The organism is Flavobacterium cellulosilyticum (assembly GCF_004349355.1).
GTDB classification, from domain to species: Bacteria; Bacteroidota; Bacteroidia; order Flavobacteriales; family Flavobacteriaceae; genus Flavobacterium; species Flavobacterium cellulosilyticum.
In genome coordinates this window covers 383,245-405,285 of the sequence record NZ_SMFK01000003.1, presented here as the reverse complement: position 1 = coordinate 405,285, position 22,041 = coordinate 383,245, and the positions used below count along the sequence as shown (strand labels likewise).

Below are 22,041 nucleotides of genomic sequence, written 5' to 3'. Positions count from 1 at the left end.
GTGGCAGTATTACTGGAGTAGTAGCGGGAGATGTGATTAGTGTTACAAGAGCTAGTTCTGGTGATCCAGCCAATGCAACTGTAGCAGGATCAACATATTCAATAATAGGAACTTTGGTAGATTCAGCAAGTAGATTAGCGAACTATACTATAACAAATCCAAATGGCGCCTTAACAGTAACCAAAGCATCAATTGTTGTAGTTAATACAGATCGTTCGAAAGTGTATGGTGTTACTTTCACCAATGCGGACTACAGTGGCAGTATTACTGGAGTAGTAGCGGGAGATGTGATTACTGTAGCTAGAGCAAGTTCTGGTGATCCAGCCAATGCAACTGTAGCAGGATCCACCTATCCAATAATAGGAACTTTGGTAGATTCAGCTGGTAGATTAGCGAACTATACTATAACAAATCTAAATGGCGCCTTAACAGTAACCAAAGCATCAATTGTTGTAGTTAATACAGATCGTTCGAAAGTGTATGGTGTTACTTTCACCAATGCGGACTACAGTGGCAGTATTACAGGTGTAGTTGCGGGAGATGTGATTAGTGTTACAAGAGCTAGTTCTGGTGATCCAGCCAATGCAACTGTAGCAGGATCAACATATCCAATAATAGGAACTTTGGTAGATCCAACTAGTAGATTAGCGAACTATACTATAACAAATCCAAATGGAGTATTAACAGTAACCAAAGCATCAATTGTTGTAGTTAATACAGATCGTTCGAAAGTGTATGGTGTTACTTTCACCAATGCGGACTACAGTGGCAGTATTATAGGAGTGGTAGCTGGAGATGTGATTACTGTAGCTAGAGCTAGTTCTGGTGATCCAGCCAATGCAACTGTAGTAGGATCAAACTATCCAATTATAGGTACTTTAGTAGATTCAGCTAGTAGATTAGCGAACTATACTATAACAAATCCAAATGGAGCATTAACAGTAACCAAAGCATCAATTGTTGTAGTTAATACAGATCGTTCGAAAGTTTATGGTGTTACCTTAACCAATGCGGACTACAGTGGCAGTATTACTGGAGTGGTAGCTGGAGATGTGATTACTGTAACTAGAGCAAGTTCTGGTGATCCAGCCAATGCAACTGTAGCAGGATCAACATATCCAATTATAGGTACTTTAGTAGATTCAGCTAGTAGATTAGCGAACTATACTATAACAAATCTAAATGGCGCCTTAACAATAAATGCAGCTCCAGCAAATTCATTAGTAGCTGTTGGTCCAACCACTGTTCAATACAGTGATCAAGCTACCTTTACAGCAAGAATAGTAGGAGGAGCTCCATTAGTAGTGGGTGGTCCTCAGGCAGCAGTTTCTGCTACATTTAAAGTGGGTACACAAATAATGGGTACAGCTAACTTTATTGTAAGTGGTTTAGATTTAGTTGCTACAACTACCTATGCTTTAATAGAGGGAGTAGCAGGGCAAATGTCTCCTGGTTCAAAAATAGTTACTGCTGTTATAAACAGTGTAGATAGTAATTTTGTAATCAGTAACTTGGGGCCAACAACTTCATTAACTATTACCAACGAAGATGCTAGGGTAGATTACACTGGAGATGCGATGAAAGCAACGGATAATTCATCCACAACTTATGCTACAGTTCAACTAAGAGCTAATATCTTTGATGTTTCAGTCCCACAAACGCCTAGTGATCCTGCTTACGATGCCTATCCAGGAGATATTAGAAATGCAAAGGTAATGTTTGTCGATAGAGACAATAGTAATGCTCCAATTTCTGGATGGATTCCTGTAACAACCTTATTAAATCCTTCTGATACGAAAGTTGGAACGGTTTCATTTAATTATCTAGTAAATCTTTTAAGCGCTGATTATAAGTTTCTTACCGTAGGTATATTAGTTGATAATGGTTATTATATCCGAAATAATGCGGATGATAATGTAGTTGTTACTGTTTATTTACCAGTAGGTGACTTCATTACTGGAGGTGGTTATATAGTACCAGCACAGTCAATTGGAACTTTGGCTTCTACATCGGGTAAAAAAGTGAACTTTGGATTTAATGTGAAGTTTAATAAAACAGGTAAAAACCTGAATGGTAATATGAATATTATCTTCCGCAGAATGGAAAGTGATGGTATTGTACATTCCTATCAAATAAAAGCGAATGCGATGCAATCATTAGGTGTAAATGCATCTAATCCAGAAATTCAGACAGCTGAGTATGTATCTAAAACCAATTTAACAGATATTACGAATCCACTTTCAACAATTTCGATGGGTGGTAATAAATACCTATATGTTAAGATGACGGATAAAGGCGAGCCTGGATTAAATGATATGATATCTTTTGTATTGGTAGAAGGTACTGCAGATCCTACTGTTCCTTCAAATATTATTTTCTCAAGTAATTGGGTTTCTTTTAAAACGGAACAAATGAAACTTACAGGTGGAAATCTAAAAGTGCATAGTGGCTTTAATTTGGGAACTCCTACTGCTCGTATAAATTCAGAAGCGGTTACTGCTAAACAAGTAATTGAGTTACCAGCTGAACCGGTTCCATTTAACGTTTTAGTCTATCCTAACCCGGCCAAATACCAGTTTACTCTCGAAGTGCTTGGGGAAAGCAAAGAAAAAGTAGACGTTATGGTATATGATGCTTTAGGAAGAACTATAAAACACATTGAAAGTGATGCTGGCCAAATGATTCAGTTTGGAGAAGAACTACCAACAGGGGCTTACTTCACTAAAGTGAGTCAAGGTACCAATCAAAAAACAGTACGGTTGGTAAAAGAATAAATCTATTTTAATATAATTTAAAACAAAACCATCCCAATTCGGGATGGTTTTTTGTTTAATGCTATCTGTCTAGTTTTTGTCTATACGGAGTGTGTTTTAGATAAAAATAATATATCTAGATAAGATTTATTTAATAATTCGGCATATTTATAACGATCAAAGCATCATTATGAAGTTGGATTTATTGAACATTAGTGTTATAATAATACAGGTTAACCTTTTAGATAATATAAACTAATTTATTTACCAGAGTGGGTGTACACTTGGTTTTATATACTCGTCATAAATTTCATTCATTGCTACAATTTTATCGGCTGATAATTTTGGTAAATCATAAATCGATAAATTGGATTGCACATGACTTACTTTTGAAGCACCCGGGATAATACAACTAATTTCTGGGTGATTTAATATCCATTGCAAGGCAATAGGAGCCAAATTTGTAGTTTCAGGGAATAAAGATTTCAATGCGGCTACAGCTTGTAATCCCAATTCATAATCAATCCCTGAAAAGGTTTCTCCTTTGTCGAAAGCTTCACCATTTCGATTGAAATTTCTATGATCTTGTGGGTCAAAGGTGGTTTTAGAATCAAACAATCCTGTAAGAAGTCCACTAGCTAAAGGCACTCTTGCAATGATTCCAATGTCCTTTTTTTGTGCTTCTTTGAAAAACAATTCGGCAGGTTTTTGACGGAAAAGATTAAAGATAAGTTGGACAGTGGTAACATTAGAATATTCGATAGCTTTGAAAGCTTCATCTACTTTTTCGACACTAACACCTAAGTTTTGGATTTTTCCTTGCTCCTTCAATCGATCGAATAATTCAAAGATTTCAGGACGGAAGTACACCTCACCTGGAGGACAATGCAATTGGATTAAATCCAAAGTTTCAAGCCCAGTTCTTCTTAAACTATCTTCAACGAATTGTTGTAAAACTTTAGGTTGATAGCCTTCACTAACATGCGGGTTGATATGTCTCCCACATTTTGTGGCAACATAAATGCGTTCTGAACGGGAACGAATTACTCTACCAACAGCAGTTTCACTCAATCCGTTTTCATACACATCAGCAGTGTCAATAAAGTTTACTCCGTTATCAATCGCAGTATTTATTATTTCATCGGCCGATTTATCATTAAACGGCGAACCCCATTTTCCTCCTACTTGCCATGTTCCAAGAGCTATTTCGGAAATATTTAAATTTGTTTTGCCTAGTCTTCTATATTTCATGTTTTTTATCTTTTCTTATTACAAAGTAACTACTTTTTTTTTTAAGATTGGTTGGAGAAAATTCCAATTGGTAGTCTTAAAATGAATTTTTTATTTCGAAAATCATGTTAATAGCATATAAGTTTATGGCTATAATTATGTTAGGATCACTTATTTTATTTGTTATATGATTTTTTTTAACAAATACTATTTCTAAGTTTTTACAGTATTTTTGATATAATATATTGAAAAAAATCCCACATTGGATTAAAATCCCCCAATTGGAATAATATTATCACAATTTGCAATTTTAGTACTTTTATTATATGGTAAATAAGCATAAGTTTGTGATATATGTTTTTATTTTAATAAATAAATTATGATTCTTAAAAATAAATACCTTTTAATTTTACTATTGGTGATTGGAGTTAGTTCGACTGCTCAAAAAAGTGAAGATAAATGTACTTCATATCACTATGAGGGCAGAGTGGAATTGCGAGACAATAATAAAGTGCTGTTGATAGGTTCAGCGTCATCAGTTTCTTTTGATTTTGAAGGGATTTCTTGTGAAATCAGTTTACAAAGTGTAGATTCTTATGAACACCATAATTATGTTGCATTAGAATTGGATGGCAAATATATTAGGAGAATCCGAATTGAAAAAGGGGGTGTTCAAAATTTTCCTATAGCCGTAACGAACAAAAACAAAAAACATCATTTGGCTATTTATAAAGCTACAGAAGCAGCAAACGGAACCGTTTTGTTTGCAGGAACTACTGCAAAAATTAAAAAATCAAGTAGGAAGATGCATAAGAAAATTGAATTTATTGGAAATTCAATTACTTGTGGGATGGGAAATGACTTAGAAATCCCTTGTGGTACTGGCGATTGGTACGACCAACACAATGCTTATTGGGCATACGGACCTATACTTTCCCGAACATTGAAAACTGATTTTTTATTGAGTTCTGTTTCGGGAATCGGGATGTATCGCAACTGGAATGATGAACACATTAATGAAGCTATCATGCCCGATGTATATGAAAACTTGTATTTGAATAAAGACAATTCAAAACCCTATGATTTTGCTTTGCAACCGGATGTAGTGAGTATTTGTTTGGGAACCAATGACCTTTCTGAAGGTGACGGTCACAAAGCAAGACTGCCTTTTAACGAAGATAAATATGTAGCAAACTATATTAACTTCATTAAAACAGTTTACAGGCATTCACCAAAAACACAAATAGTTTTATTAAATAGTCCAATGGTTTCTGGAGATAGAAACCTGACTTTACTACGTTGTTTGAAAAAAGTAATTGCAGCTTTTGAAACTGATAAATTGCATAAAGATATTGCATTATTCGAATTCAAACCGATGAAGCCCAATGGTTGTGGCTCACATCCTGATATTGCCGATCATAAAATTATGGCAGATCAATTAACTCCATTCTTTAAAAAAATACTTGATGAAAAATAAGAGCCTTTTTTACCTTTTTTTGATATTGATTTCAAATTCGATAATCGCAAATGTGACACTTCCGAATGTGATTTCGGACAATATGGTGTTGCAACGCAACTCAGAAATTACGATTTGGGGTTGGGCAAATCCACAAGAAGAAGTGGTTATCAGTCCGAGTTGGAATCAGGAAACGTATAAAATAAAAACCAATAATCAGGCGAAATGGGAAATAAAGATGCCAACTCCAAAAGAAGGTGGACCTTACACTATTTCTATAAAGGGATATAACGAAATTGTATTGAAGAATATTTTGATTGGCGAAGTTTGGATTTGTTCAGGACAATCGAATATGGAAATGTCTGCAAGTTGGGGAATTGAAAATGGAGAAGAAGCAGTAAAAAATGCTACGAATGCCAATATTCGTTTTTTTTCAATACCTAAATTAACAGCTACTACACCACAAAATAATGTATCTGGAAGCTGGACGGAATGTACGCCAGAAACCATGAAAAATTTTAGTGCCACTGGTTATTTCTTTGCCAAACGGTTACAGGAAGAATTAAAAAATGTACCTATTGGCTTGATTTCTTCCAATTGGGGAGGAACTCCGGCAGAAATTTGGATGCCAGAGGATGTCATTATAAATGATACTGTTTTATTAGAAAGTGCTAAGACAAGAAAAGAAGAATCGTATGGACCCAACCAGCCGGGACGTGCTTTTAATGCCATGATTTATCCTTTGATAGGATTCAAAATTGCTGGTGTGATTTGGTATCAAGGCGAATCAAATGTGGGTTCATCAGTTTATGAAAAAACTTTTTCGGCTTTGATAACCTCTTGGAGAAAATTATGGAATTATGAGTTTCCCTTTTATTATGTTCAGATTGCACCTTATCAATATGGGGAAAATCATTTTGGTGGAGCTATAATTAGAAATGCCCAACGCAAAGTGTTGGAGGAAGTTCCTAATACTGGAATGGTGGTAACAAGTGATATTTCGCCAACAAATGATATTCATCCAAAAGACAAGAAATCAGTGGGAGTTCGTTTAGCGAATTTGGCTTTGGCCAAAACCTATAAAACCAATTCAGATTTGGTAAACGGGCCACTTTATAAAGACATTAAAATAGAAAAGAATAAAGTTATTGTTGCTTTTGATTTCGCAGAAGGTTTGCATTTTACAAGCAAAAATTCAAGTCAATTTGAGATTGCAGGAGTAGATACTATTTTTTATGAGGCTGATGCGGGTATAATAAACAATGCGGTGTTATTGAAATCTAAAAAAGTACCACATCCTGTGAAAGTGCGTTTTTCATGGAAGAACACAGCACAATCCGATTTATTTAATAAAGCCAACTTGCCTGCTTCGTCATTTATAACGGAATAGTAAAGTTGAATTATAATATTGCGTGAGGGATAATAGGCGATATCCTCGCAGCGTAGCGGAGAGATAAAGCCGAATAGCCCGACCCGAAGTTTTTACGAAGGGTCACGCCCAAAAAAGAAAACCAAAGAAAACCAAAATAATCTATGGACACTAAAAAAATAATTACAGCGGGGATTTTTACCCTGATTACCATTGGAGCTGTGAATGCACAGAAAAAACCTTATTTAGATAAAACAAAACCTACTGAAGAACGTATTGATTTGTTAATGAAACAAATGACACTGGAAGAAAAAGTGGGACAAATGAATCAATACAACGGATTTTGGGAAGTGACCGGACCGGCTCCAACAGCCGGAAATGCAGAATTGAAATACAAGCACCTGCGTGCTGGGTTAGTTGGATCTATGTTATCCGTTCGTGGAGTGAAGGAAGTAAAAGCGGTTCAAAAAATAGCAGTTGAAGAAACGCGTTTGGGAATCCCATTAATCATAGGATTTGATGTAATTCACGGGTATAAAACCTTGAGTCCAATTCCGCTTGCTGAAGCAGCGAGTTGGGATATGGAAGCGATTAAGAAATCGGCTCAGGTAGCTGCAGCTGAAGCATCGGCAGTGGGAATCAACTGGACTTTTGGACCAAATGTGGATGTATCTCATGATGCGCGTTGGGGTCGTGTAATGGAAGGTGCCGGTGAAGATGCATATTTAGGAAGTAAAGTGGCAATAGCTAGAGTTACCGGATTTCAAGGTGATACTAGAGCTGATTTGCTAAAAGTAAACACGATTGCGGCTTGCGCGAAACATTTTGCGGCTTATGGTTTTGCCGAAGCAGGAAAGGAATACAATACAGTAGATATTAGTAATTCAAGATTGTATAATGAAGTTTTGCCTCCGTTTCATGCGGCAGCAGAAGCAGGTGTTCGTACGTTTATGAACTCGTTTAATATCTTAAATGGGGTTCCTGCAACTGGAAATGCTTTTTTGCAAAGAGATATTCTAAAAGGAAAATGGAATTTTGACGGATTTGTGGTTTCTGATTGGGCTTCAGTAAAGGAAATGATAATTCATGGTTATGCAAAAGATGGGGCAGATGCTGCACAAAAAGCAATAACAGCAGGTTCTGATATGGATATGGAATCATATATGTATGTGGCTGAATTGGCAAAATTAGTTAAAGAAGGAAAAGTAAAAGAAGCGTTAGTTGATGATGCCGTTCGCCGAATTTTAAGAGTGAAATTTGAATTGGGCTTATTTGATGATCCGTATAAATACTGTGACGAGAAACGAGAAAAAGCAACTATTGGAAATAAAGCCAATAATGACGGAGTATTGGACATGGCCAAAAAATCAATTGTGTTGTTGAAAAATGATTCTAATTTGCTTCCGCTAAAAAAATCGGGACAAAAAATTGCGTTGATTGGTGCATTAGCAAATGATAAAAATAGTCCTTTAGGAAGTTGGAGAATTGCTTCGGATGATAATACGGCAGTTTCCGTTTTAGAAGGAATGCAACAGTACAAAGGAAATCAGTTGACTTTTGAAAAAGGAGCCGATTTAACCATTGGGAAAACGGCATTTATTGAAGAATTGGTTTTCAATACGACTGATAAAAGCGGATTTGAAGCTGCCAAAAAAGTTGCTGCAGCTGCGGATGTTGTAGTAATGGTTTTAGGAGAGCACGGTTTTCAATCAGGGGAGGGACGTAGTAGAACGAATCTTGATTTACCAGGGGTACAACAAGAATTACTAGAAGCCATTTACAAAGTGAATCCAAATGTTGTTTTGGTTTTAAACAATGGAAGACCTTTAGCATTGCCATGGGCAGCGGAACATATTCCTGCAATTGTTGAAGCTTGGCATCTAGGTACACAAACTGGAAATGCTGTTGCTCAAGTTTTATATGGTGATTATAATCCAAGTGGTAAATTGCCAATGTCATTCCCAAGAAATGTAGGACAGGTGCCAATTTATTATAACAATTACAGTACAGGAAGGCCAACAAATGGAGAAGGAAATGTGTTTTGGTCGCACTATACTGATGTTGAGAAAACACCACAATTCCCTTTTGGTTTTGGATTAAGTTATACCTCTTTTGAGTACAAAAATTTAAAATTAGATAAATCTACTATTGCTTTAGGAGCAGCAGTAAATGTTTCTGTTGACGTTACCAATACTGGGAATTTTGATGGAAAGGAGGTTGTTCAATTGTACATTCACGATGTCGTAGCTAGTTTAGCGCGTCCTGTTAAAGAATTAAAAGGTTTTGAATTGGTTGACTTGAAAAAAGGAGAAACTAAAACCGTAACATTGACATTAACAGATAAAGAATTAGGTTTCTTTGATAACAACGGAAACTATTTAGTTGAACCAGGAACTTTTAAAATCATGATGGGAGGAAGCTCTGACAAAGGTTTGGAAAGTAGTTTTGAAATAAAATAAAAAAAAACAGATTTTAAGGATAAAAAGGGACTTTACAGATTTATCTTAAATATAAAATAAAAACAAATGGAATACAACAGATGTGGAAAAAGTGGTTTATTACTGCCACAAATTTCTCTTGGATTATGGCATAATTTCGGTTCAGTAGATAATTTTGAAAACGGAGAAAATATAGTTAAAGAAGCTTTTGATAAAGGTATAACCCATTTTGATTTAGCCAATAATTACGGACCAATTCCAGGGTCTGCAGAAACTAATTTTGGTAAAATTCTAAAAAATAATTTCCAAGGGAATTTACGTGATGAAATGGTGATTGCTACAAAGGCAGGGTACAAAATGTGGGAAGGTCCTTATGGAGAATGGGGTTCAAGAAAATACTTGATATCCAGTTTAAACCAGAGTTTAAAACGAATGAATTTAGAGTATGTAGATATTTTCTATTCACATCGCTTTGACCCCAACACGCCACTTGAAGAAACCATGATGGCTTTAGACTATGCCGTTAGAAGCGGAAAAGCATTGTATGCAGGAATTTCTAATTATCCAGCGGAGCAAACGAAAAAAGCTACAGAAATTCTGAAACAATTAGGAACTCCTTGTTTGATTCATCAAGAAAAATATTCGATGTTTGTCCGCAATTGTGAGGAAGGTTTGCTGAATGTACTTGATGAAAAAGGAGTGGGATGTATTGCCTTTTCGCCATTGGCACAAGGATTACTTACTGATAAATACTTAAAAGGTGTTCCTAAAAATTCTCGGGCTTCTAATCCAAACGGCCATTTACAATTAGAAGAGATATCTGAAGAGAAAGTGACTAAAATAGTAGCTTTGAATGGAATTGCTAAAAACAGAAACCAATCTTTGGCGCAAATGGCTTTGGCTTGGTTGTTAAAAGACAACAGAATTACTTCGGTATTAATTGGAGCAAGTTCAGTAGGACAGTTAAATAATAATATAGATAGTTTACAAAATCTTGATTTCACAGCTGACGAGTTGAATGCAATTGAGAATATTTTAAAATAAGTAGCCTCTAATATTTGCATAAAAAAAGGTACGGTTTTTTTAAACTGTGCCTTTTTGTTTATTTCAATTTTATAATTATTTCAATTTACAATTGTATTTTTTTTACGATTTTTAATGTTGATTTTTCTGTTGGAAAAACCGAATTTAAACCTTGCGGTTCTTGTGGCGGATCAGTAGTTAAAGGGTCGCCTGCACTCCATTTTCCATCACTACTTAACTTCAACACTAAAAAAGTAGATGTTTTTCTTTGGAATAGATTTTTAAAGATTTGGACGTAATTGGATATTTAAGTTTTGGACGTAATTGGATTTAAAAAAGTGGTCCTAAATGGCACTAACTTTTCATCAATTGGCAAAAATTGACAAAGATTATTCAGCAGGATATTATTTAATTTGTCCTAGTTTTTCAAGTTATTAGAAAAAGGCAAAGAAATTACAACGAGTTTAAAATAAAATTTAAAACTAAACCTTTCATAGATGTGAGGTTTAGTTTTATAGTAAATAAGAAATTAAGACTTTGAGCTTTTTGTTTGATTACTCTTTTTTTCTTTTGATTCCTTTAATTCAAAAATCTTTTTTTTAGGAGTCTCATAAATAATAGTAATATTTTTGTGTTCATGATGATGATGTACTGATTTATCAATATAGGTATGTTTTTCATCTTTTTCAATAGGAAACAAAGCACCTCCAACAGATTCTCCAATTGACCACCCACCGCCAACAAAGACAATAAATAAAATGAATATTAATAGTTAAATAACTAAAATGCAGCAAAATATGTTCATTTAGAATAAACTATATTACATTTAGAATAAAAACTTTTCAGAAATCAGATATTTTAAATTAGTACAAAAAGTGTAGAATATGCACCCAAAACAAAACATTTATTTTGTAAAAAAAAATACGTTTTAATTACAATTTTTAACCAACAATACAGAAATCGTACAAATTAAGAAATAAAAAAAAACCGTAACTACCTAATATATTGGTAATTACGATTTTTTAAAGTGGAGTCGGGGAGAGTCGAACTCCCGTCCAAACAAGCAACTAAAAAACTTTCTACACGCTTATTTCCTGATTGAATTTTCGATGTTGTGATTGGCCAGAAACAGCCGCACAACACTTAGCTTCTTAATTTCGAAAACCACCCGAAGCTTGTGGAAATCTAGGTTTAAATTTACGATTCACCTTTATCGACCGCTATAAACCAAAGCTTTCGAGGTAAATCCTGCTTTCCTACCTAGTAGGACGAGGCTAATCTTACTATAATTCAGATTATGCAGCAAGAGCGTAGTTTCCTTCGCCGTGTAAGTGTTTTGAAACCTTTTATTAACGAGAATTGTCCCAGTTCTCGACGTGCTTACTTTTCAATTCGACTTGCTGTCAAAACCAGTCGACCCCATTTATTATTTTAGATTTATGATATTAGATTTTAGAATCCAACAGTATAAATAGAATATATTGCAAAAGTACAATAATTTTGATGGATTTGCAATGGCAATTTTAAATGCAATTACAATAAAAATTACAATGATAAAATCATTTGCAATGATATTTCAGCTGTAAATCTAAAATCTGCAATCTAAAATTTATTCGTCTCCCAATTCAAATGGATAATCGCCAAATAAAGCCGATAATTTTCGAATGTCATATGGTTTTCTGGAGAATTTATTAGAAAGGCATATTAAGGTAACATTCTCTCTTCTTAAACTAACATAAGATGACGTATTTCCATGCCACCAGCCATTATGGTAATACAACGTTTCTCCATTGTCTAATAGTGTCATTCGAATTCCTAGACCATAATTCCTTTTGCCTTTATGTTCATTACTATAGCCTTCAAATACTTGTTTATATAAACTAGGTTCTAAAAATGAAGGCGCATTTCTTGCTTGGTCTAGTTTTAGAATATCACGAGGGGTAGAATAAATATTCTTATCTCCATAAATCGCATCTAAAAAATCCATTCCTATTTCTACATTATTCCCTTTATACGAAGGGACAACCGTTTTCCTGTCCTTGTCATAATCCATAACAAAGGTGTTAGTCATTCCAAGAGGTTTGAATATAATTTTACTCATCGCTTCTTTATATGACAAACCAGTTATTTTTTCGATTATTAAAGCCAACATCGCATAATTGGTATTGCAATAAGCAAATCGAGTATTGGTCTTAGATTCTAAGGCAATATGTTTAGTTGCCATTAGGGTCAAAAGTTGTTGATTGGTAATGGTTTTATGCCTGTCCCAAATTTCTTTTTTATCGGTAAAATACGAATAGCTTCTCATACCACTACGGTGATTCAACAACATTCTAACAGTAACATCAGGATAAGGGAATTCTTTTAAAATAGAATTTACTTTTTGATCTAATTTAAGTTTATTGGCATTAACTAATTTTAAAATTGCAGTGGCAGTGACCATTTTGCTCACTGAAGCAAGATGCAAGGGAGTATCTGCCGTTATGGGGGTTTTAGCTCTTAAATTAGAATAGCCTTCATATCTTTCGTAGATAATTTGTCCGTCTTTGGCGACAAGAAAACTTCCGTTTAAGCTGTTATGGGGCCAGTTTTTATTGTAAAAAGATTCAATTTCAGCCTTTTTTTTGTTGATATAGGCCGCTGTTAATTTTGATGGTTCCTTTTCTGATGGGTGCATCATAGGTAAACTGTCTTTTGGAAGATCAGCATCGCTTATGTCATTATCATGTTTTTTACACGAACTTAACACTAATAATAGGAGGACTAAATTTAATAATTGTATTGTCTTTTTGAAATTCATTTTTTTATTTTTGGCAAAGGGCAAATATATTGAATCAAACTCTTTTCGTTTATCCTTTTATATAAAAATTATCATTTATTTTTTTTGAAAGAATTGCTCTGTTTTCCATTGTGTTGGTTTTCAGTTTTTAATGATTTTAAGAGTAAGAATAATTTGAAATAATGTTATTCAAAAACGTTTTCATTGGTATATTTGTAACAAATAGCCTAAAAATAAAGTATATGAAATTCGGAATTTTAAAAGAAAGGAAAAATCCACCCGATAGAAGAGTCGTATTTTCTCCAGATGAATTGGCAAGATTAAAACAATTGCATCAAGATGTTATTGTAAAAGTAGAAAGTTCCGACATCAGGGTTTTTAATGATTTAGAATATAAAAACATGGGAATTGAAGTTGCTGATGACATTAGTGATTGTGGTGTTTTTTTTGGAGTAAAAGAGGTTCCGGTAGCTGCTTTAATTCCAAATAAATCCTATTTCTTTTTCTCCCATACGATTAAACAACAGCCATATAATAGAACACTTTTGCAAGCTTTATTGGATAAGAACATCGTTTTTTATGATCATGAAACAATTGTAGATACGCATAATCACAGATTAATTGGTTTTGGAAAATATGCTGGAATAGTTGGTGTTTACAATAGTATTCGTGCATTCGGAATAAAATTTGAATTGTTTAAACTCCCAAAAGCAGAAACACTTTCTGGCAAAGAAGCTTTAATTACTCATTTGAAAAGAGTTGTTTTACCTCCTTTGAAATTTGTTGTAACCGGAACTGGAAGAGTGGCAAGTGGCGTTAAGGAAGTATTGGATGCCGTTAAAATTAAAGAAGTTTCGGTAGATAATTATTTATCTAAAAATTATACCCAAGCCGTTTACACCCAAATAGATGTGTTGGATTATAACAAAAGAAAAGACGGAATAAAATTGGATTTCAATGACTTTTTTGACAATCCTCTAGAGTATACTTCAGATTTTGAGCGATTCACAAAAGTATCCGATATTTATCTGACAGCTCATTTTTATGCCAATGAAGCGCCAATTATTTTAACTCGTGAAATGCTCCAATCTAAGGATTGTAAAATTAAAGTCGTTGCCGATATTTCCTGTGATGTCAATGGACCAATAGCCTGTACACTTCGTTCATCGACCATAGCGGAGCCATTATACGGTTATTTACCCAGTGAAAATAAAGAAGTTGATGTGTTTCATCCAGCAGCTATTGTTGTAATGGCAGTAGATAATTTACCTTGTGAATTGCCCAAAGATGCCAGCGTCGGTTTTGGCGAAATGTTCATGGAACATGTCATTCCTGCTTTTTTCAACAAAGACAAAGATGGAATACTAGAACGAGCCAAAATCACCGAAAACGGAAAGCTTACTGCGAGATTTAGTTATTTGCAAGATTATGTTGATGGGAAATAGTTGAATAATGATATTCTTTTAATTTAATATTGGGCTTCTTATTTAGGAAGCCTTTTTTGTTCTTTATGTGAATAAATGTGATTATATTTGAAAATAAATCCTGCTATTTTGACTGCTAAAACTTTAAAAATAATTATTTTTTGTTTTTTATCATTGCAACTTTACTCCCAGGAGTTACTTCCTTTTGTTGAAAATTTTAACAAATCAATCTATCAAGGTGACAATCAAATCTGGAATGTTGCCCAAGGCAATGATAGGGCAATGTATTTTGCTAATAATCATTATTTATTGCGTTACGATGGCGTAAAATGGGAGAAATATACTTTGCCTAACAAGTCTATTATACGATCTGTAATGGTAGATGGAGACCGTATTTATTCAGGTTCTTATAAGGAATTTGGGTATTGGCACCGTAAGAATGGGAAAATGAATTATGTTTCCATTTCTAGTGGAAAAAAGGTTTTTGAAGATAGTGAAAATGAAGAAATATGGAAAATTTTTAAAGTAAAGAATACTATTTATTTTCAGTCATTCAATAGTATTTTTCAATATGATGGTAAACGTATTTGGGAAATTAAATTACCGTTTCTCATTTCCTACTGTTTTGTTATTGATAACGAGATTTTAGTAGCTTCAGTTGAAGAAGGGATTTATAAATTGAATCATTCTCACATCGAAAAAATGAAAGGATGGGAAATTCTAAAAAACAACGTTATTCATTCTATTGATAAGTTTCAAAACAAAACATACTTTTTCACTAAAAAAAATGGGGTTTTTGTTGCTGAAAATGGAGTTATCATTCCTTGGAAAAATCCCTTAAACGAGACATTGAAAACGGCTAATATAAATGCAGCTAAGTTTATAAAAAACAATAAATTGATTGTAGGCACAGCTAGCGAAGGGGTTTATATTGTTGACATGAATGATACTTCCTTTAAAAATATAAATAGGAATAATATCTTGATGAATAATTCTATTTTGAGTATTGGACTAGATAAAGAAAATAATTTATGGCTGGGTTTAGACAATGGGATTGCCCATATTGAAGTCAACTCTCCAATTTTAACATTTTATGATAATTCAGGTACTTTAGGTTCTGTATATTCGGTGGTTACGATTGATAATGGTTACTTAATGGCTTCTAATCACGGGATTTTTAAATATAGTGACAATCATTTTTCATTAGTTCCCAATACTCAAGGCCAAGCATGGGATATTGGAAAAATAAATAATAGCTACCTGATTGGTCACAATGAAGGAACGTTTATTTATGAAAACGGCGTTTTTTCAAAATTAAATTCCATAAACGGAGGGTGGAATTTAACAAAAAGTAATATTAATAATTGGTATTTTCAAGCTACTTACAGCGGAGTCTTGATCTATAATGATCCAAATAATTTACCTCAATATATTAGAATAAATGGACTTTCTAAGCCGATTAAATATGTAGCACAAAACAAAAAAAATGAGATTTGGGCTGCGGATAATTATAGAGGTTTGTATCTAATAATGTATAATGATGCTTTTGAAACCATTAAAGTAGAGAATGTTACACAACAAAATGCAATGATAAATGATTTTGGGGTGAAAATTTTTAATTTCCGAAATGAGCTGCTTTTTTTAATTCATAATTCCTGGTTTACTTATAATTCTATTTCCAAAAAACTGGAAAAAAATAAAATTTTCAATACTAATTTCCAAAATATTTCAGACATAGTTGCGATCGATGAGAATAACTTTATAGTGCTACAGGACGGTATTTTATATCATATTTATGCTAGTGAAAATAAATTTGTTTGGAATAGTATTCAAGAAAAATACTATAAAGGAAAACTGATAAATGATAATTTGAAAATTTTTAAAAGTGGTGATAATTATTTATTAAATCTTGATGATGGGTTTATTTCATTGCACTTAAAAAGTGAAATTAACCCTGTTCCAAAAATAACAATTGAAGCATATAACAATGGTGACTTAGTAGTAAATAATTCAAAAATAAAGTTTATTTCAGAACTTAAAATAAGTGTGATATCAGGAATATATGGTGATTCAAAACCAATTTTATTTTATAAATTGAATTCATCAAAGGATTTTCTGCCTATAAAAGAAGGTTTAATAGTTTTATCTAATTTAAATAGCGGTACTCATGCTGTAGCTATATACTCCTTTGATGGGTTAGCATTTAATAAAGTTTCAGGTTTTGATTTTGTAGTTGCAAAACCTTGGTATTTGTCTTTTTGGATGATATCATTATACATTCTTGTTATAAGCCTGATTTTATATCTCTATTATAAATGGAATAAAATGCGTTACATTCAAAAATTAGAATTGCAAGAAGAGGAATTGAAGCATCAGAAGAAAATATTGGAAATAGAATTAAAAGCGGAAAATGAATTGAATATTCAAGAATATGAAAGACATATTCTTGAACTCGAAATACAAACTAAATCGTCTGAGGTTACCAGTAAATCACTTTCAATTGCAAAGCAAAGCGAAATGATTGAGAATATTCAGGGAATTTTAGATTCTGAAGCTGATTTTAACAGACTCAAAAGTGAAATCAAAAAGACAATAAAAATCAATGCAGTAAACAAACATGAATGGGAAACTTTTGAATCCAACTTGAATCAAATTCACAATGAATTCATCATTAATCTTTCTAAAAAATATCCAAATCTTACACCAAAGGACATTAAGTTATGCGTTTATTTAAAAATGAATCTTTCTTCTAAAGAAATTGCTCCTATGATGAATATTTCTTTTAGAGGTGTAGAATTGCAACGCTATCGATTAAGAAAGAAATTGAACCTTATTCAAGACGAAAATCTTTCTAAGTTTCTTTTATCGCTATAAATAAGTTTATTTTTTTATAGATAATCTAATTTTACAGTATAATTTCATGAATTCACACTACATCATCGCTACATCATCACGATGTAGTGCTATACTCATTTTCGTTATTATTCCCTTTTAAACACTGATTTTAGTAAGCTTTTTTAAAATTTGATGTACTTGTGTAGTATGCCACAATAGTTAACTATAACGTTATAATTACCTACTTTAGCTATACTAACTTTAATAACTAAATTTTATGAGAAATTTTATTTTTAGCTTTTTAGCGCTCCTCTTGCTTCCAGCTTATATGTCTGGTCAAGTTATAAAAGGAAAAGTACAAGATGAAAAAGGATTGCCAATTCCAGGTGCAAATATTGTGTCGACGGAAACAAAGGCTTCTACAACATCAGATTTTGATGGTAATTTTTCTATCAATGCCAAAGAAAACGAAAGTTTAGAGTTTTCTTTTATTGGATATGAAACTACTACAAAAAAAGCAACCTCTAATATGACAGTTGCCCTGAAAGAATCAGAAACAACTTTGAAAGAAGTTGTAGTAATTGGGTATGGTACTCGTAAAAAAATTGATAATACAACAGCCATCACTTCCATAAATGCGGATGAAATTTCGAAAACTAAGGTTTTGAATGCATCTCAGGCCATACAAGGTAAAGCAGCAGGTGTTCAAGTGGTGTCATCTGATTTGCCTGGAAGTACACCCTCAGTAATTATTAGAGGTATGGGAACTGCAATAGGGGGAAGAACTCCTTTATTTGTTGTTGATGGTATGCCTACTGAAAATATCAATAACATCAATACGAATGATATTGTTTCTTATGACATTCTTAAAGATGCTTCCTCCTTGGCTATTTATGGTAATAGAGCGTCAAATGGTGTAATCATTATTACTACTAAAAAAGGGAAAGGAAATAAATTAAGTATTGAAGCTGAAAGCTTCGCGGGTTTTAGAGAACCTCTTAAAACAGTTAAAATGGCTGGTAGTAATCAGTTTTCTCATTATACTAATGCTGCTTTGCAATCTACTACTTTTTCACAAGATCAACCCATTAATACAGATTGGTTTAATGCTATTACAAAAACGGGTTCTTATAATCAGAATAATGTTTCTGTGTCTGGTTCATCTGAAAGTATTAAATACTTTTTTAGCTTAGGGAACTATGAAGAAAAAGCTATTTTAAACGGTTTAGAATACAGTCGTCTTACTTTTAGAAATAACAATGAATATAAAATTTCTAAAAAATTGACTTTAAATCAAACATTTAGTGTTGGTTATACTCATTCTACACCAAAACCGCTTGATGCGTTTACAACTGCTTACAAGCAATCACCGATTGTTCCTGTTTATTTTCCTAATGGACAATATGGTGTTTCTTTTGTTGGAAATAATGGTTTTGCAGGCACATCCGGATCTTCATTTAACAATGTTGGAAATCCAGTGGCTGCTTTAAACTTTTTTGACGAACAACAAAAAAGTATTCTAATGCAAGGAGGTTTAAAATTAGATTATGAAATCATAAAATCATTAAAATTCACATCACAATTTAACGGAGAGAATTACACTTGGAAAAACTATAATTATAGTAATACCAAAGCAATTTGGTTAGCAGCAGATCCATCGCGTGTTGCTGCTAATTACCCAACTACATCTCATTTAAACGATTTAACAAAGGGTAGAGAAGATCGTTTTAATTGGAACTTATCAAACTATTTTACGTATAACAAAGAGTTTGGTGACATACACGATATCGAGCTTACTGCCGGTACGGAATCCTCTTCTGTAGGTAGCACAAGTAAATTGACTGTAGTAAGAAAAGATGTAAATGCGAATTCAAACTATTGGGCATTATCTGGTGCTGAATATGCTGGAAACGTAACAAGTTATAGAGATGAAGTGTCTAACGAAAGCAGATTACAATCTTACTTCGGTCGTTTTCAATATAAATTGATGAACAAATATTTAATTACTGGTACTGTAAGACGTGATGGTTCATCGAACTTTAGTAAAGATTATCGTTGGGGAACTTTTCCCTCTTTTGGTTTAGGTTGGATTATGACTAATGAAAACTTCTTGGCTAATGTAAATGGAATCGATTTATTAAAACTTAGGGGAGGTTGGGGACGATTAGGAAATCAAAGAGTTCCGTTAAATAATCAATCTTTTTCTTCTGGACTTATCGGTTATTTAGGTGGTTCTATATTAAGTGAAGGAACAACTATAAACTCACAAATTGACCCAAGTTTGTCATGGGAAATTACCGAAGAAGCTTCTGCGGGTTTAGATTTTGAATTATTAAACAGAAAACTAAAAGGTTCATTTGATGTTTATGACAAAACAACCACAAACGTTATTTTAAATACTACTCCATTCCAAACTTCAGGAGTAAGTTCTGCATCTCCAGCACACGTTGGTGAAGTGTCAAACAAGGGATATGAAATTGCGTTGCGTTGGGAAGATAAAATCACTGACGATATCAGTTATTGGATTGGCGGTAATTATTCAAACAACACCAATAAACTTAAAAGCTTGAAAGATGCGAATCTAGCTGCTGTTCTGGGTGGTGGTCTAGGAAATGGGCAATATACTAAATTACTGGCTAACAGTTCAGTTGGTCAGCCATTGGGAAGTTTCTTCTTGTATGACTATGCCGGCTTCGACAGTGCAACGGGAACAATGTTGTATTACAAAGCGGATGGAACAACTGCAACTCAAGATGCTGTAGTTGATGCTGATAGGAAATATGTAGGTTCAGTATTGCCAACTTCAACTTACGGAATTTCTTTAGGCTTAGTTTATAAAAACTTCGATTTATCTGTTGACGGTTATGGTACCTCTGGTGCTAAAGTATACAATGGAAAAAAAGCCCAACGTTTTGCAGGGGAAAACATCGAGGAATCTCTAGCTACAAATTTTTGGACACCTAATAATTTAACAGCAACAAAACCAGGTCCTTTTAACCAAGTGCCAATTGCATCGACTTATTACTTAGAGTCTGGTGATTTCTTTAGAGTCAACAATATTACCTTAGGTTATAAAATTCCTTTAAAAGGTGATTTTATAAGTTCCGCTAGAGTGTATGTAAATGCAATAAACCCATTTATCACACAAAAATTCTCAGGATTTTCTCCAGAATTAAATGGAGATGGTGATCCGTATGGTTCTCAAGGTATTGAGTTAAATGCTTACCCAACATTGAGATCATTTGTTTTTGGTGTTAATTTAAAATTTTAAAACTATGAAAAAGATATATATATCCATTTTTGTTCTATCCGCAGGTCTTTTTATGGGATGTACAAAAGATTTTTTAGATGTTAAACAAACCGCATCTATTTCAACAGCAGATCTCGAATTGTTTAACAATGATGCAGGAGCTACTACCTTTGTGACAGCAATTTATAATAAATTTTTAGATTGGAATATGTCCACCTTTTCTTGGATCGGAATGACAAGTATTGCTTCCGATGATGCAGATAAAGGTTCTTCACCTGGAGATACAGGAGGTGACAAAGATTTAATGGATGCCTTGACTTATAATTCGTCAAGTGGTTCTATCGGCGAAGTTTTTGCAGCGAATTATGAAGGAATTAACAGATGCAATCAAGCATTAAGTATTATCCCTCAATTAGATCAAGCCAATCCAGCTTTACGCACTAGATTACTTGGTGAAACTAAGTTTTTAAGAGCTTTTATGTATTTTACTTTGGTAAAAGCCTATGGTGGCGTTCCAATTATTGATCATTTGCCAAATCCATCTTCGGATGCTGATAGAATAATGCAGTTGACTCGAAAAACTCCTGCGGAAGTTTATGCTTTTATTGAAAAGGACCTAGCGGATGCTATTGCGGCATTACCAGAAAAAACTGCTTATGCTGCTTCAGAAAAATCAAGAGCGTCAAAAGGTGCTACTTATGCATTGCTTGCCAAAGTTAATTTGTATCAAAAAAACTGGCAAAAAGTAGTGGACAATTGTAACCTAGTTACCGGATATTCTTTGGTTTTGGATTATTCTTCCCAGTATAAATTAGCAGGAAAATTTGATACTGAATCTATTTTCGAAATTTATGGTTCAGGGGCTACTCCTGCAAAAGGAATTCAACAATATTCTCAGGTGCAAGGAGCTCGTGGTACTGGCGGCTGGGGTTGGGGTTTCAATACTCCAAGTTTAAGTTTAGTAAATGCTTATGAAGTTGGTGATGTTAGAAAAGCTGCAACCATTATTTTTGCCGGAACTACATTGTATGATGGTAGAGTGGTGCCAATTACGGTTGATAATCCTAGATATAACTACAAAGCCTATTCATCTGCTTATACTGGAGATGATAATTCAGATGCTGATATTAAATATTTGAGATTTGCCGAAGTTATCCTGATGAAAGCCGAAGCATTGAATGAATTAAACAGTACTTCAACCGCAATTCCTTTGTTAAACCAAATAAGAAATAGAGCAGGTTTGGGAAATACTACTGCTACTACGCAAGCTGCGGTAAGAACTGCAATTTGGAAAGAAAGAAGAGTAGAAATGGCTTTTGAACACGATAGATATTTCGATTTAGTACGAACAGGTCAGGCAGTTGCTGCTTTTGCAATTGACGGTAAAACATTTGTTGCAGGGAAAAACGAATTATTTCCTTTACCACAATCGTTTATATCTCAATCCGCTGGTTTATCTACACAAAATCCTGGTTATAATTAAT

The 22,041-nt window shown here is 33.6% G+C and carries 12 protein-coding genes and 1 other RNA gene; 9 read left to right on the top strand and 4 right to left on the bottom strand.

Going from position 1 to position 22,041, the window contains the following annotated elements:
- The coding region (locus tag E0F76_RS08105; RefSeq protein ID WP_132003989.1) for a T9SS type A sorting domain-containing protein at nt 1–2,774 on the top strand (2,774 nt) is incomplete at its 5' end.
- Between the two features lie 243 nt (nt 2,775–3,017).
- On the opposite strand, the gene E0F76_RS08100 is transcribed toward E0F76_RS08105, so the two are convergent.
- Nucleotides 3,018–4,004 carry an aldo/keto reductase gene (locus E0F76_RS08100; protein ID WP_132003986.1) on the bottom strand — a complete coding sequence of 329 codons (987 nt, stop codon included), beginning with the start codon at nt 4,002–4,004 and terminating at the stop codon, nt 3,018–3,020.
- A gap of 358 nt (nt 4,005–4,362) precedes the next feature.
- Here E0F76_RS08100 and E0F76_RS08095 point away from each other — a divergent pair, with 358 nt between their 5' ends.
- The 4 genes from E0F76_RS08095 (at nt 4,363) to E0F76_RS08080 (ending at nt 10,290) form a co-directional block, all read left to right on the top strand.
- Nucleotides 4,363–5,460, top strand: coding sequence for an SGNH/GDSL hydrolase family protein (locus tag E0F76_RS08095; RefSeq protein WP_132003983.1), 1,098 nt, complete (start codon nt 4,363–4,365; stop codon nt 5,458–5,460).
- Nucleotides 5,450–6,829 (top strand): sialate O-acetylesterase, encoded by a 1,380-nt coding sequence (locus tag E0F76_RS08090; protein WP_132003980.1) that lies wholly within the window; start codon nt 5,450–5,452, stop codon nt 6,827–6,829. The genes E0F76_RS08095 and E0F76_RS08090 overlap by 11 nt, the downstream gene beginning before the upstream one ends.
- 143 nt (nt 6,830–6,972) lie before the next feature.
- Nucleotides 6,973–9,267, top strand: coding sequence for a beta-glucosidase BglX (bglX, locus tag E0F76_RS08085; RefSeq protein ID WP_132003977.1), 2,295 nt, complete (start codon nt 6,973–6,975; stop codon nt 9,265–9,267).
- 66 nt (nt 9,268–9,333) lie between these two features.
- A complete protein-coding gene (locus tag E0F76_RS08080; RefSeq protein WP_132003974.1) occupies nt 9,334–10,290 on the top strand; it encodes an aldo/keto reductase in 957 nt (318 codons plus the stop codon).
- Between the two features lie 85 nt (nt 10,291–10,375).
- On the opposite strand, the gene E0F76_RS19280 is transcribed toward E0F76_RS08080, so the two are convergent.
- From E0F76_RS19280 to E0F76_RS08070, 3 genes are all read right to left on the bottom strand, one after another.
- Nucleotides 10,376–10,513, bottom strand: a complete 138-nt coding sequence (locus tag E0F76_RS19280; protein ID WP_165932649.1) for a hypothetical protein — start codon at nt 10,511–10,513, stop codon at nt 10,376–10,378.
- Between the two features lie 781 nt (nt 10,514–11,294).
- Nucleotides 11,295–11,690: a transfer-messenger RNA gene (gene ssrA / locus E0F76_RS08075) on the bottom strand.
- Between the two features lie 188 nt (nt 11,691–11,878).
- Nucleotides 11,879–13,069: a serine hydrolase domain-containing protein gene (locus tag E0F76_RS08070; RefSeq protein ID WP_132003971.1), complete on the bottom strand. Its 1,191-nt coding sequence runs from the start codon at nt 13,067–13,069 to the stop codon at nt 11,879–11,881.
- 221 nt (nt 13,070–13,290) lie between these two features.
- Here E0F76_RS08070 and E0F76_RS08065 point away from each other — a divergent pair, with 221 nt between their 5' ends.
- From E0F76_RS08065 to E0F76_RS08050, 4 genes are all read left to right on the top strand, one after another.
- Nucleotides 13,291–14,493, top strand: coding sequence for an NAD(P)-dependent oxidoreductase (locus E0F76_RS08065; RefSeq protein WP_132003968.1), 1,203 nt, complete (start codon nt 13,291–13,293; stop codon nt 14,491–14,493).
- Nucleotides 14,494–14,580: 87 nt separating this feature from the next.
- The gene (locus tag E0F76_RS08060; RefSeq protein ID WP_246022009.1) at nt 14,581–17,346 is read left to right on the top strand and encodes a helix-turn-helix and ligand-binding sensor domain-containing protein; all 2,766 of its coding nucleotides are present in this window, start codon (nt 14,581–14,583) and stop codon (nt 17,344–17,346) included.
- A 238-nt stretch (nt 17,347–17,584) separates the two neighbouring features.
- Nucleotides 17,585–20,578, top strand: coding sequence for a SusC/RagA family TonB-linked outer membrane protein (locus E0F76_RS08055; protein ID WP_132003965.1), 2,994 nt, complete (start codon nt 17,585–17,587; stop codon nt 20,576–20,578).
- A gap of 4 nt (nt 20,579–20,582) precedes the next feature.
- Entirely contained in the window at nt 20,583–22,040 is a 1,458-nt protein-coding gene (locus E0F76_RS08050; protein WP_132003962.1) for a RagB/SusD family nutrient uptake outer membrane protein, read from the top strand.
- Nucleotide 22,041 lies beyond the last annotated feature (1 nt).